We start from the raw sequence: 13,412 nt of genomic DNA, 5'->3' as shown, positions 1-13,412 counted from the left end.
CGATGCTTATTCATTTAGGCTCTTTTCTCAAACATTGTTGTTTTTGAATAAAGATAATTAGACAAAACGGTTGATTATGCAGACTATCTATAGAAACAACTGAGAAAAGTGCTGCAATTACGGAAGGAAAATGGCTCATCGGTGTAACATTAAGTATATCGCTTGCTATCGCAGCTTTGTATGAAATAATCGAATGGTTAGTTTCTAAGATAACAAAAGGAGGAAAAGCTTCTAAAGAATTCTTAGGAACTCAAGGAGATATCTGGGATTCACAATGGGATATGTTATTAACCCTAGTTGGTTCTATTTTAGCACTTCTCATCTTTTCAAAATTGCATACAAAGCTGCTAAAAAAATAGGGATTATCCTGTATCTACTGATTGTATTCGACCTAGAAATGTGAAAGTAAATGAGTAAATTATTGTGTTCTGAACTGTTCATGAGCGTATTTAGTATTTCAATTGCAAACTCTTTATCTTCTTTAATGATATTGGCTATTTTATTTAGTTTATCGCTTGCTTTGTTTCCACTTTTATGATTATGAGTTAATCTTACAGACCCATTTATAGTAAAACAAAACAGCTATTAACAAAATTGGGTTAACCAGCAATGAATACCATATACGCCACCAATTATGATAAAAATCCCAAGGTTCAGGTAATAATGAGATGAGTTCATACAATGTAATAGCTATTACCCAAAACAGGATATAAAGTATTTGCTTGTAAAACAATTGCTTAAATGGATACCAATTTATAAACATAATATTTACAGGAGGGATTAATACAGTGAATGCAGGAAGCACCCACCAATTAATTTCTTTAGTAAAGTACCAATAACCATGGTATTTGAAGTCTATATAGGTCTCAGTAACTGCCTGGAAAGCGATTGTAAACATCCATATATGCAGTAATTCATTTTTGTTTAAACGTTTATTGGTTGTAAAAGCTAACAAATTAAAGAGAATAATCGCAGTAATAAATCCGAACATCGCAAAAAACATCCTTTTTAAAATTAGCTTTTTCAACCACATCTCTAATTATTCTGTACCTTTTGTATCTTTTTTGTATCATGATCGTCCCTTCACAAATGCTAATTTTCCCCTACAACTGCCGAACACAAAAAAGACCACTTCCAAAGGAAGCAGTCTTTTGTCAAGAACCCTTTGTTCCGAAGGATTCTACGGGTTTGGCACCCAATGACCTGTGAGGGACTTGAACCCCCGACCCCCACCCTGTCAAGGTGATGCTCTCCCAGCTGAGCTAACAGATCGTTTTTAAAGAGTACATGCTTTATTATACATGGGTACAATGAAAAGTCAATGCTTTTGTTGATAAAGAGCGAATGGAAAATAAAAATACGAACAAATATTCGTTTTTTTATTGTATAAAGAACATTTGTTTGCATATAATAGAGCTAAGAACTTGAAAAGTGGGGAGTCATCATGAAGGGTCTTCTCTTGAGATCGCTGGAAGAGCATATGCCAATTGAAATGATTTATATTTCCTCAAACAATCAAATCACGCAACGAAAAATTGTGATTACTGAAATCAATCCCAGTACTATTCGTGCTTACTGTTATTTACGCAGACAAACAAGATTGTTTAATCTAGACAACATTTTATCTGTAATGGTCGCAAGGAAAGATAATCGGCAAATTGGGTAAAATAAAAGCTAACAATCTTTTATAGGGTTGTTAGCTTTTTTCATACACTGAATTCTCCTCAAACCGGCTACCAGGAATCTATTATTTACAAATTAATTATAATAGGATAATATTTTCTTATGTGTTTTTCGCTTAATCTTTTTCAGAACGGGGGAACCAATCAGTTGGCCTCCAGCCTTTGGGGTGAATTTTTAGAAAATGCGGGCATCTTGGGTATTACGTGCAGCTTGCAATTTTTTAAGAAGGGGCATGTTTCCAGTCCTAACCCGACAGCTAACCCCGTCAGCGTCTATAAGGGAACAGCAAATCAATACTTCCTGAAAATCAGACACTACAGGTGTCTATTTTTGGCCGAAAAGTGGCTACTCTGTTTCCCTTACCGAGACTTATTATTGCAGCATAAAAAATAAAGGTAAGGAGAGATTGTATGAAAAAAAAGATTAGTTTAGCAACACAGATATTTATTGGACTAGCCCTTGGTATAGTAGTGGGTGCTATTTTCTATGGTAGTCCAACAGCAGCCTCTTATCTTCAACCCATTGGAGATATATTTCTTCGTTTAATTAAAATGATTGTCGTCCCAATCGTGATTGCGAGCATCGTTGTGGCCGTTGCAGGTGTTGGCGATATCAAGCAGTTAGGTAAGATTGGTGGGAAAACACTCCTCTATTTTGAAATCATTACAACCATCGCCATTATCGTTGGTCTTACCTCAGCAAATATTTTCCACCCAGGTAGCGGTGTGAATATGAGCGAGCTAAAGCAAACCGATATTCACAGCTATGTCGAAACCGCTGAAGCTCAGGAAAGTAAGACAATTGTGGACACCCTGGTTGGAATTGTTCCAACGAATCCAATTGCAGCGATTGCCAATGGAGACATGCTTGCAATAATTTTCTTTTCATTAGTTCTTGGATTAGGGATATCTGCCATCGGTGAAAAAGGAAAACCGGTTTTAACCTTGTTCCAGGGAATCGCAGATGCCATGTTCTGGGCGACGAATCAAATTATGAAATTTGCGCCATTCGGTGTATTTGCCTTGATTGGTGTAACGGTATCAAAATTCGGTATTTCCTCTCTTGTTCCACTTGGAAAGCTGGTTCTCACCGTATATGGAACCATGCTGTTCTTTATCATTGTTGTTCTCGGTACAGTAGCCATGATATCTGGATACAATATTTTCAAATTGATTAGTTATCTTAAAGATGAATTAATTCTTGCATTCTCGACAGCTAGCTCGGAAACCGTTCTACCAAAAATAATGGAGAAGGTCGAGAAGCTTGGCTGTCCAAAGCATATAGCCGCATTTGTTATTCCAACAGGCTATTCCTTTAATTTGGATGGTTCCACTCTTTATCAAGCCCTTGCTGCGATTTTTATTGCGCAAATGTATGGAATTGATATGAGTATTGCTGATCAAATTTCACTCATGCTTGTTCTAATGGTTACCTCGAAAGGAATTGCAGGAGTTCCTGGTGTCTCCTTTGTCGTTCTGTTAGCAACATTGGGTACCGTCGGATTACCTGTTGAGGGACTTGCCTTCATTGCGGGAATTGACCGTATTCTTGATATGGGACGTACCGTAGTGAATGTGATTGGGAATTCCCTTGCAGCAATTGTCATTTCAAAATGGGAAGGGAAATTTAATCCACAAAAAGAGGAACATTTAGTTGAACAATTATCTTAGGCAAAGTAGAACCTAAACTAAAAGGAAGCTCTTTTCTCAAACTGAGAGCTTCCTTTTTTATACATATTCAAACGATTAACTTGATAAGGCCTGTGGTGTGGATGTTCCTTTTCCTTTGCCAAGGAATTGAAGTACAACAAGACCAATAAACATGATTAAACCAACAATATCTGAGATTCCTTCTGGATAAATTAGCAATAACCCGGCAACAATTCCTACAATTCTTTCAACCCCGTTAAGCTTTCTTTGCCAGAATCCGATAACACCAGCGCCAATCGCCATCATCCCACAGAGTGCAGTGAATACAACCCAAATTAAGTAATACCAAGTCGTATCGATCATCAGTAATTCCGGTGAAAGGACGAACATATATGGAATAATGAAGGCTGCTATTGCGAGCTTGGATGCATTTATACCGGTTTTAATCGGTTCACCACCGGAAACTCCTGCAGCAGCAAAGGCTGCTAAAGCAACTGGAGGAGTAATATCTGCAATAATTCCAAAATAGAAAACGAATAAGTGAGCAGATAAATCGGGTACGCCTAACAAAATAATAGCAGGTGCTGCAATCGTTGATGTAATAACATAGTTTGCTGTTGTTGGGGAACCCATACCAAGAATAATACAAGCGACCATTGTTAACATCAAGGTTGGAAGTAATGCTCCACCCGCTAAGTCTAATAAACCGTTTGCAAGCTTCAGCCCCAATCCTGTTTTCGTAACGACCCCAACGATAATTCCTGCACAGGCTGTTGCTGCCGCCACACCCAGTGCGGTCCGAGCTCCATCTACAAGAGCATCAATCATTTGTTTGAAACCAATTCTAGTTGCTTTACGTAAACCACTGACAATAATGGTAATCAGAATGGACCATAATGCTGCTCTTGTTACACTCATACCAGAGGTTAACAAGACTATAACAGCTAGAATTGGAGTTAATAAATAAATATTTTTGAATACTTCCTTGCGATTTGGCATTTCCTCATCTTTTAGACCACGAAGACCTACTCTTTTCGCTTCAAAATGTGTCATGATCCATATGCCAGTAAAGTATAGTAATGCAGGGATAGCAGCTGCCTTTGCGATTTCCCAATACGTAATTCCGCCGATGAACTCCACCATTAAGAAGGCTGCAGCCCCCATGACTGGCGGCATAAGCTGTCCACCTGTGGAAGCTGCGGCTTCTACCGCACCAGCAAACTCCTTCTTATATCCGAGCTTTTTCATCATCGGAATTGTAAATGAACCTGAAGTAACTACGTTTGCCACAGAGCTACCACTAATTGTTCCTTGAAGGGCACTAGAGAAAACTGCAACCTTTGCCGGCCCTCCTGTAGCCTTACCAGCAATGGATACCGCTAGATCATTAAAATACTGTCCTACACCGGTTTTCACAAGGAAGGACCCAAATAATAGGAACAAGAAGATAAATGTAGCTGATACCCCTATTGGTGTTCCAAGTATGCCTTCAGTTGTGTAAAACATCGTTTGAATGAAGCGTTCTGGAGATAAACCACGGTGTGCTAAAAACCCTGGCATTTGTGGCCCAAATAATGCATAGACAATAAAAAATCCAGCAATAATGGTAATCGGCAAGCCCACTGCTCGGCGTGTCGCTTCTAATACCAATAGAACGGCTAATATCCCTATGTAAAAGTCTATATCCGTAATGACCCCTGCTCTCATGACCAAATCATCAATCATCAGCGGCCAATAAGCACCTACCACAACGGAGGCAATCGCCAGGATAATATCATACCATGCTGGCTTATGCTTGAATCCCCGATCCTTTTTCTTGGCCGGGAACAATAGGAAAATGAGAGAAAGGGCAAAGCCTAAGTGAATTGAACGCTGTAATTGTGCAGTCAAAACACCAAATATAGCCGTATATAGTTGAAATAAGGAAAAAGCCAAGAGACCTAGGAATACAATCCAGCCAATTATTCCTGTTAGTTTCCTCGTACCTGCCTCAGGGTCATACTTTTCTAATAATTTCTGTTGTTCCTCTAACGAAAGTGTTTCATGATTATTTTGACTCAATGATGTTCACTCCTTTCAAAAGCTGTAACAAATCTAGATTTTCAATCTTAATACGTACCCTTGTACCTTTTTCAAAGTAATTTAAAAGAGGAAATTCTTCATTTTGGAAAATAACGATATGATTCGCCCGTACTCGAGCAATTCGAAGGTCAAAATATGGAAATACTCGATTCATATTCTTAAGAAAATATTTCCCATTTTTCTCTTCGAATATCTCACTATCAGAAGCATATGACGGCATTCCGATGGCAAAATCCTCATACATCAGTTCATATTGCTTGATTTGTCCATCACTTGTTGACATATAACTTTCTACAACATCAGATAGATGGATGGAATGGGTATACTTGATTTTAAAAGTTTGTTCCTCCGACAGAGGGATGTAGGCAAGCACATTTTCAGTTTTAGGATCTTCAAATACAAGTGCCTTCTTTATGGGAATGAATGTAAGGATAGTCAAACTTAAAAATACGAGGGTTACTAAAAAGATGATCCAGTTTATCTGTTGCTTCTTCATGCAAACCCACCTGTAGAACATATTCTATATTTAGGAATTCATATTAAAAGATAATTTGACCGGCGCAAGCCCCTGTAATAAGGTATTGCAGCCGGTCATTTTTATCGACAAAAAACTAGAAGTTAAGATTAATAACCTTTTTCATCATAATATTTTTGCGCTCCAGGATGGATCTCAATTCCAGTTCCTTCCTTTGCCTTGGCTGGATCAATAATCTTAGCTTTAGCATGTGTTACTTTGTCTAGATTCTCGAAAATTGCTTTAGTGATTTGGTATACAGCATCCTCAGAAAGACTATCAACAACTGCTAACATAGCTGATACCGCTACAGTTGGAACAGCCTCTTCTAGACCATAAACACCAATTGGTACTTCATCTTGAATGTAGTAAGGATATTTCTTGATTAACTCATCAATTTTGTCCTGGGCAATTGGAACGATCACTACATCTTCAGTTGCAGAAAGGCCTTCAACTGCACCAGTTGGAGTTCCAGCTGTAACAAATGCCGCATCAATCGCACCATCTTGGATTCCAGCTGTGGATTCATCAAAAGATAAATCTTGCTTTTGAATATCATTTAATGTTAATCCATGAACCTCTAAAATTTGTTCAGCATTCAGGGCTGTACCAGAACCAGGGGCACCGATAGAAACCTTTTTCCCCTTTAAATCTTCAACAGATTTGATTCCAGATTTTGCAGTTGTCACAATTTGAATCGTTTCAGGGTAAAGAGTACCAATTGCTTGAATGTTATCAATCTTCTCTTTGAACATTGCTTTTCCTTCTTTCGCATAGGAAGCAATATCTGTTTGTGTGAAGGCGATTTCTCCATCGCCAGCTTTCAACGTTGTCATATTTTCAGCAGATGCACCCGTTGATTCAGCGTTTGCATCAATCCCAAGCTCATCAGAAATAATACTTGCGAAAGCACCACCTAGCGGATAATAAGTTCCACCAGTACCTCCAGTTAGGATACTAACGAATTCTGGAAGATCGGCAGACTCTTCAGCATCCTTTGAATCTGAACCAGAGCCTGAATCCTTACCTCCATTGGCCTTTTCTTTCTCTCCACCACCACAAGCAGCTAGAAACATTGATAGCGCTAACATTAAAATAGTCAGTAACAGAAAACTCTTTTTCTTCATTCCTTTTCCCCCTTTTTGTACTTTCTAAGATTATCGTTTTCTATTTTATCACAAAATTATGTATATTTGTCAACAGTATCATTTTTTGTCAGAATCCCCCACAGGAAACATTAGTTCCCTGTAGGTATTCCTTCTTCTTCTAATTGCTCTTCTAGATCACGAAAGCGGTGTGCCAAGCGGGATGCAGCTGTAGCTGCAATGGCTCCAACAATATCATCAAGAAATGTATTGACTGCGACTCCTTTTTTTGTATCCAAATCTCTTATAATGCCAATCTTGTTTTTATCAAGGTGACCAAAGGTTGTAACTGCGATGCTTCCATATCCAAGGGCTGCCCCAAAAGCAATCGTTTCATCAACCCCAAATAAACCCTCATCTGATTCAACAAGGGATTGCAGCGGCTCGGAAAGTTTCTTCTCCTCAGCAAGCCTATCGAGCTCAACACCTACCAATATCGCATGCTGAATTTCCCGCTTTAATAGAACACTTTCAACGCTTTCAATACAATCTGACAATGTTAAATTCTTGTTATACGGAATTTGCATATCATAAACAATTTCTGCTATGGCTTCAATCGATACCCCTCGCTCTGTTAAGGATTTTCTTGCTGCTTCTGTAACAACTCTACTATGTACTCTTGTCATTATTATGTCTCCTCTCTCTTTTGAATAATAAGATTATAACATGTCGAATCGTCTTTGATGTGAATAGATTATTTATGAACTTTCTGTCAATACTGTTTAATGTTTGATATAATACTTGTAAAATTTAATGGCTCAGGAGGTTAAGATATGAAATATGGAATCGTTATTTTCCCATCTAAGTCTCTTCAAGATAAGGCTAATGCTTACCGAAAAAGATACGATACACACTACGCACTTATTCCCCCACATTTAACATTGATCAGTTCTTTTGAAGAAGACGATGACAAAATCAAGAAATTAGCAGACCAAATTCGCAATACTGCTGAAAGATTTTCTCCATTTCAACTGAAGGTATTGAAATTCAGCTCATTTCAACCAGTGAATAATGTGATTTATATGAAGGTTGAGTCTTCGCATGAGATTGTTGATCTTCACGAAGCACTTGCCTCAATCGTTGATCGTCCGCAGGAATATTCATTCGTTCCACATATCACCGTCGGACAGAATTTATCAAATGATGAACATTCTGATGTGTATAGCTCACTAAGAATGCAACCGATTAACCATGAGGAAACAGTTGACCGCTTCCACTTGCTTTATCAACTTGAAAATGGACAATGGACAGTCTATGAAACATTTCGTCTCGGAAAGGAATAATGCAGCTTGAATCTCAAATTAGTCAAGAATAATCAAGAACTTGAAAATGCCTACCGAATTCGTAAGGTAGTCTTTGTGGAGGAACAACAGGTTCCTGTTGAGGAAGAAATTGATCATCTTGAAGCAGAATCCAAACATTTTGTCTTATACGACCACAATGAACCAGTAGGAGCAGGAAGATTTCGTGTCGTCGATGACTACGGCAAAGTAGAGCGCATCTGTGTTCTAAAGGAGAAACGTGGTACTGGTGCAGGAAGAGTCATCATGGAAGGAATTGAGGCTTTCGCCAAAAGCAAAGGAATCAGCAAACTGAAGCTGAATGCCCAAACACACGCGATTCCTTTTTACGAAAATTTAGGCTATGAAGTGATTTCCGAGGAATTTATGGATGCTGGCATCCCACATAGAACAATGGCAAAGCATATATAGCTTTTAAGAGCTTTCAAAAAAAGAACTTGGTCCCCCACCAAGTTTTTTTATATTTCCTCTAATCATTACCAATACTAAGGAGAAATTGCTCAATTGTGGGGGAATTAGGATAATGGATTTTCTACAGATATTATTGGAGCTAATCTTTGGCTATGCTGCGCTATTCGTTCTGACAAAGTTAATGGGAAAGACCCAGATCACGCAAATTACTCCCTTTGATTTCATCTCTGCTCTTATTCTAGGTGAGCTTGTTGGGAACGCTATGTATGATAATGACATTAAATTCTCCAAGGTCATATTTGCTGTTGTCGTCTGGGGGATCTTAATCTTTTCCACTGAAATTATTACTCAGAAGAAAAAGGGGCTACGAAAGCTGCTCGAGGGCGAGCCTTCGATTGTCATTCGCAAAGGAAGGATCGATTACAACGTTCTAAAAGAAGTACATATGGACATTAACCAGCTCCAGCACTTACTGCGCTCGAAAGATGTTTTTTCCATTAGGGAGTGTGAATACGCCATTATAGAAACAGATGGTTCGGTTAGCGTCTTGAAGAAACCAAACTATCAAAATGTAACGATACGGGATTTAAATCTCCCCCTCTCCCCAGTCACTTTACCGGTGACTTTGATTCTCGACGGGATCATTGAGGAGGATAATCTCCATATGATTCAATGGGATAAAAAGAAATTACTTGATGCCATACAGCAGCAAGGGTTCAAATCCGAAAAGGACATTCTATATGCTGAGTGGAAAGAGGGAGAACCATTGCTTCTACAATCCTATTAGGATGTTTAAATGCTGTCGTTAAAGTTTCTGCCTTTGCCCGTAATTTCACTGATGGCCTTATCACTGACTGAGTGATTCACCGCCCTCTTAATCGAAGTCCGCTTCTTTTTAATGGATTTCTTTAGAGACGTCCCTTTGGATAAGGTTACATTTGTATTGTTGTTTCCTGCCGCAGGATTCGCCCGATTGATCGGACCCACATGAAACGGATCATAGTTTTTCTTGAATTCTCTTTCGGCATATTGCTCGTATTGATTGTTCGAAACTGGTGGAATATAAGCCATCTTTCTCACCTCAATCAAATTTTTAGCCCTTTTACATAAGTATATGTTTTTTGTTATGATTAGGATTGTGTGAAATTTTGTCCTTAAGAGACTTGAAAAGGAGTAACACAATGAATACAGCCATGATTGACCAAAACATAATTGACTTAAATCAGCTTAAGAGGGAAAACTACCAATTTATCTATGATGCTGGGAAAAAAGGCAAGCTTCAATGCCCTGTCTGCAAAGAACCAGTTCGATTATACTTGGGAATTGAAAGAGAACCCCATTTTTATCATCTATCCAAACGAGAAAATTGCCAGGATCCTATACATAAAACGGCTGAGCCAATAGCCCAAAATGACGAGTATATTGAGCGGAACGGCTTCAAAATACCCATTTCACGCTCTATTTCAACAGTCGAAACCAGAACGGAGTTCAAAAATCCTAAGCGCATTTCGAAGCTTTCACCTTTTACTAAAAAAGAAAATAATCTCTCTTCCTTGGCCCACCCCTATATCCAATTGTTAGAAAATGAGGGGTTTGCATTAGACACGAATCAAGGTGAGGCCATTGTGTCTACGAATGGCCCCCTTCTTGTCATTGCTGGAGCAGGAAGTGGCAAGACACGTGTCTTAACAGCACGAACCGCCTACATGCTACATGAAGAACAAATCGACCCAAGAACAATCATGCTCGTCACTTTCACAGCAAAAGCGGCAGCCGAGATGAAAAATCGACTATCTCACTACCCAAAAATGGAACGAAAACACGTTGGGCAGCTGTTGGCTGGTACCTTTCATAGCATTTTTTACCGCATTCTCGCCTTTCATGATCGAGAACGCTGGAATTCTCATAAGCTATTAAAAAAGGACTGGCAGAAGGAACAAATTTTGAAGGAGGGCGGCCGAGAACTAAATCTTGATGAAAAGGAATTCGCCTACGACTTAGCCCTACAGCAAATCGGCTTCTGGAAAAATTCTCTCTGCCTTCCTTCTCAGGTTAGGCCTGAGTCCCCATGGGAAGAGAAAGTCACTTTCCTGTACGACCATTATGAAAAAACAAAGAGCCAGCAGGGATTATTTGATTTTGACGATATGCTGCTTGGATGCTTTCAGCTTTTTCAGGAAAATCCATCGATTCTCGCAAGCTATCAAAATCGCTTTCAGTACTTTTTGATTGATGAATTTCAGGATATTAATAAGGTGCAGTATGAGCTAATCCGCATGATTGCTTCTTCTGGAAATGTCTGTGCGGTCGGTGACGATGATCAATCTATCTATTCATTTCGAGGAAGCAACCCAGAGTACCTGCAAAAATTCGAAAAAGATTTTCCAAATGCGAAAGTTGTCGTTTTGAATGAAAATTATCGCTCCACACATGAAATCGTAGCAACTGCGAATGCAATCATTCAAAAAAATAAGGAGCGTAAGCCTAAGGTGATGCACGCGCAAAGGTCTACCTCCTCTGCTCCGATGTTGTTTTTCCCTTATGATGAGGAAGAAGAAGCCACGATGATTGTTCAGGATATGCAAGAAAAGATTGAGGCGGGATATAGACCGAGTGATTTTGCGATTCTATTCCGCACCAATACGGGAAGCCGTGCCGTATTTGAGAGACTTGCCAATTCTAGTCTGCCTTTTACCATTGATTTGGATGTGGAACCTTTTTATGAACGCTTTATCGTAAAAGGAATGCTTTCTTTTTTAAAGCTGGCCCTCGATGAAGAGGATCAGCACGCTGTGAGGGACATCCTGCCCGTCCTTTTTGTAAAAAATAGCGTTCTTCAGGATATTAAAGCGGAAAGCATTCTAAAGGATTGCACCATTCTTGAAGCCTTGAGTGCTGTGAAAACTGGTTTTGCGTTTCAGGAGAAAAAGCTGCGAAAGCTTGTGAGTGTCATCCGTTCCCTCCATGCTTTATCTCCGCTAACAGCGATCGAGACGGTAGAAAGGGAATTCGGATATGGAGATTTTATTAAAAAGAGGGGTAATGAAGGAAACAAGCTGGATAAGGGTTCAGATGATATTCGAGATTTAAAGGTAGTTGCAAAAGGGTTCCGGTCGATTGCCGAGCTACTGGATCATGTCGCCCACATGACTGCCATGAATCGAGAAATCAAAAATCTCAGCAAAGAGCTGGACGATGCAATAACCTTAAGCACGATTCATCGGTCTAAGGGGTTAGAATACAAGGTAGTCTATGTGCTTGGTGCTGTGGACGGAAGCATTCCCCACGATTATGCCCTCGATTCCTATCGAAATGGGGATATGGCAGCTTTAGAGGAGGAAAGGCGTTTGCTTTATGTCGCAGTGACTAGGGCTATGGAGGAGTTGTATCTCTCCATCCCCGACAATCGCCGTGGTAAAAATGCCCACCCGTCGAGGTTTCTGGCGCCAGTTCGGTAAGATAAGGTTATCTGGCTTGCCTCATGAAGACACAAATCAAATAGATTTCGAGTTTTGTGTCTTCATTTACTTATCTGAGGGCATTGTTCAAGTAATTCCTTCAGCATCTGACAGACTTGCATCCCTAATCTTTAGAAAGATTCCGCCCTCTAATCAAATTTAGCAACAATGCAAATATAATAATGCCTGCTAGGTAACCACCGGTGAAAGACCAGGAAAAGTAATCAAAGACAAAGTAAACAGCCAGCAAACAAATAATAGTTCCCGCCAAGAAGCCGACAAAAAATTTATTTATTTTCAACCAGTTCGCCTCCCCTTTAAGTAACTAAAGCCCTAGTTATTTGACAAGAAATACTCAGTCTTTAGCATTAGAGTTTTTTTGCGATACAGACTAGTTCCGCAAAATCATTCGAAATCGTCTTATCAGGGTTCGTTTTCACATCAAACCTCATTTTTTCTAAACCCTCCTCATATTCCTTATCATCTATTAAAGTAAGTACTGAAATATCTCTATTCTCCGCATGTGCTAGGTAGTCACATACCTTTATATTTTCCATTCTGTATCCAATTCTTAAATTAACCTCAAAACCTCTTGCTGTAAGCTCATAGAATAATATCTCTTTTTCCCAATATCTCTTTAGATCTTCACAATAGGCCGAAGAAAAATAATGATAAACCTACCAATTAGGCATTTCGTGAATGGCTATATTATGTAGTTTATAAATGCCACCCTTTTGAAGTACTCGATAGATTTCGTCTAAGGCTTGACCCTTATTTCGATAATGATGAAAAGCATAGTTATTTGAAATAAAATCAAAGGTGTCTGACTGGTATGGCATATTCTCAACATCTGCCAAAATTAAGTCAACATTTTTTAACCTGTCCCTAGCTTTTTGTAACATTTGCTCGGATAAATCTAATCCATACCACTTAATTGCCATTTTATCAAAATAGCCTTTCTGTTTTTCGAGATATAGACCGGTTCCACAGGATAAATCCAATACATGATATTCACTTCTACTATTTTTATTAATAACTTCATTTAATTCAGCATCAAAGTAAATTTCATTAACCCTATATGGGTTCTTATCATATCTTTCAGCAATTTTTGAATAATTTGTTGTCTTCATATCTTATTTCCCTCCTTTACGATGACCTAATCTTTCATA

General features: G+C 39.0%; 15 protein-coding genes, 1 tRNA gene, 1 pseudogene and 1 riboswitch. Of the genes and pseudogenes, 7 read left to right on the top strand and 10 right to left on the bottom strand.

All coding sequences use genetic code 11. From position 1 onward, the window contains the following. Positions 1-116: 116 nt before the first annotated feature. A pseudogene (locus J2S07_RS01360) lies at positions 117-359 on the top strand (DUF2238 domain-containing protein); the annotation flags it as partial. A 179-nt stretch (positions 360-538) separates the two neighbouring features. Here J2S07_RS01360 and J2S07_RS01355 read toward each other — a convergent pair. Further along, complete coding sequence (locus tag J2S07_RS01355) at positions 539-991, bottom strand: hypothetical protein (RefSeq protein ID WP_307148595.1); 453 nt, start codon at positions 989-991, stop codon at positions 539-541. Positions 992-1,199: 208 nt separating this feature from the next. After that, positions 1,200-1,272 (bottom strand) — tRNA-Val (locus J2S07_RS01350). Positions 1,273-1,444: 172 nt separating this feature from the next. On the opposite strand from J2S07_RS01350, the gene J2S07_RS01345 reads away from it, so the two are divergent. Beyond that, on the top strand, positions 1,445-1,666 hold the full coding sequence (locus tag J2S07_RS01345; RefSeq protein ID WP_307148594.1) for a WYL domain-containing protein: 222 nt from the start codon (positions 1,445-1,447) through the stop codon (positions 1,664-1,666). A gap of 119 nt (positions 1,667-1,785) precedes the next feature. Then, positions 1,786-1,969: riboswitch (cyclic di-AMP (ydaO/yuaA leader) on the top strand. Positions 1,970-2,093: 124 nt separating this feature from the next. Next, positions 2,094-3,353 carry a cation:dicarboxylate symporter family transporter gene (locus J2S07_RS01340; protein ID WP_307148593.1) on the top strand — a complete coding sequence of 420 codons (1,260 nt, stop codon included), beginning with the start codon at positions 2,094-2,096 and terminating at the stop codon, positions 3,351-3,353. Between the two features lie 75 nt (positions 3,354-3,428). Here J2S07_RS01340 and J2S07_RS01335 read toward each other — a convergent pair whose 3' ends face one another. The 4 genes from J2S07_RS01335 to J2S07_RS01320 all read right to left on the bottom strand — a co-directional run bounded on the left by J2S07_RS01335 (position 3,429) and on the right by J2S07_RS01320 (position 7,699). Next, entirely contained in the window at positions 3,429-5,393 is a 1,965-nt protein-coding gene (locus tag J2S07_RS01335; protein WP_307148592.1) for a TRAP transporter permease, read from the bottom strand. After that, positions 5,380-5,910, bottom strand: coding sequence for a DUF1850 domain-containing protein (locus tag J2S07_RS01330; protein WP_307148591.1), 531 nt, complete (start codon positions 5,908-5,910; stop codon positions 5,380-5,382). The genes J2S07_RS01335 and J2S07_RS01330 overlap by 14 nt, the downstream gene beginning before the upstream one ends. Positions 5,911-6,038: 128 nt before the next feature. Continuing rightward, positions 6,039-7,055 (bottom strand): TAXI family TRAP transporter solute-binding subunit, encoded by a 1,017-nt coding sequence (locus J2S07_RS01325; protein ID WP_307148590.1) that lies wholly within the window; start codon positions 7,053-7,055, stop codon positions 6,039-6,041. A 110-nt stretch (positions 7,056-7,165) separates the two neighbouring features. Then, positions 7,166-7,699, bottom strand: coding sequence for a phosphatidylglycerophosphatase A family protein (locus J2S07_RS01320; RefSeq protein WP_307148589.1), 534 nt, complete (start codon positions 7,697-7,699; stop codon positions 7,166-7,168). 147 nt (positions 7,700-7,846) lie between these two features. On the opposite strand from J2S07_RS01320, the gene J2S07_RS01315 reads away from it, so the two are divergent. The 3 genes from J2S07_RS01315 to J2S07_RS01305 all read left to right on the top strand — a co-directional run bounded on the left by J2S07_RS01315 (position 7,847) and on the right by J2S07_RS01305 (position 9,572). Next, positions 7,847-8,356, top strand: a complete 510-nt coding sequence (locus J2S07_RS01315; protein WP_307148588.1) for a YjcG family protein — start codon at positions 7,847-7,849, stop codon at positions 8,354-8,356. Between the two features lie 6 nt (positions 8,357-8,362). After that, positions 8,363-8,785, top strand: a complete 423-nt coding sequence (locus J2S07_RS01310; protein ID WP_307148587.1) for a GNAT family N-acetyltransferase — start codon at positions 8,363-8,365, stop codon at positions 8,783-8,785. A gap of 112 nt (positions 8,786-8,897) precedes the next feature. Next, positions 8,898-9,572, top strand: a complete 675-nt coding sequence (locus J2S07_RS01305) for a DUF421 domain-containing protein (RefSeq protein WP_307148586.1) — start codon at positions 8,898-8,900, stop codon at positions 9,570-9,572. A 5-nt stretch (positions 9,573-9,577) separates the two neighbouring features. Here the strand turns inward: J2S07_RS01305 and J2S07_RS01300 are convergent, their stop codons facing one another. After that, positions 9,578-9,856, bottom strand: a complete 279-nt coding sequence (locus J2S07_RS01300; protein ID WP_307148585.1) for a hypothetical protein — start codon at positions 9,854-9,856, stop codon at positions 9,578-9,580. 110 nt (positions 9,857-9,966) lie between these two features. On the opposite strand from J2S07_RS01300, the gene J2S07_RS01295 reads away from it, so the two are divergent. Further along, positions 9,967-12,243 (top strand): UvrD-helicase domain-containing protein, encoded by a 2,277-nt coding sequence (locus J2S07_RS01295; protein WP_307148584.1) that lies wholly within the window; start codon positions 9,967-9,969, stop codon positions 12,241-12,243. Positions 12,244-12,367: 124 nt separating this feature from the next. Here the strand turns inward: J2S07_RS01295 and J2S07_RS01290 are convergent, their stop codons facing one another. The 3 genes from J2S07_RS01290 to J2S07_RS01280 form a co-directional block, all read right to left on the bottom strand. Beyond that, a complete protein-coding gene (locus J2S07_RS01290; protein WP_307148583.1) occupies positions 12,368-12,544 on the bottom strand; it encodes a hypothetical protein in 177 nt (58 codons plus the stop codon). 67 nt (positions 12,545-12,611) lie between these two features. Then, positions 12,612-12,800, bottom strand: coding sequence for a hypothetical protein (locus J2S07_RS01285; RefSeq protein WP_307148582.1), 189 nt, complete (start codon positions 12,798-12,800; stop codon positions 12,612-12,614). A 120-nt stretch (positions 12,801-12,920) separates the two neighbouring features. Then, on the bottom strand, positions 12,921-13,373 hold the full coding sequence (locus J2S07_RS01280; RefSeq protein ID WP_307148581.1) for a class I SAM-dependent methyltransferase: 453 nt from the start codon (positions 13,371-13,373) through the stop codon (positions 12,921-12,923). Positions 13,374-13,412 lie beyond the last annotated feature (39 nt).

Origin of the sequence: Anoxybacillus andreesenii (assembly GCF_030813005.1) — a bacterium.
GTDB classification, from domain to species: Bacteria; Bacillota; Bacilli; order Bacillales; family Cytobacillaceae; genus Robertmurraya; species Robertmurraya andreesenii.
This window is presented reverse-complemented; position numbering and strand designations above follow the sequence as displayed.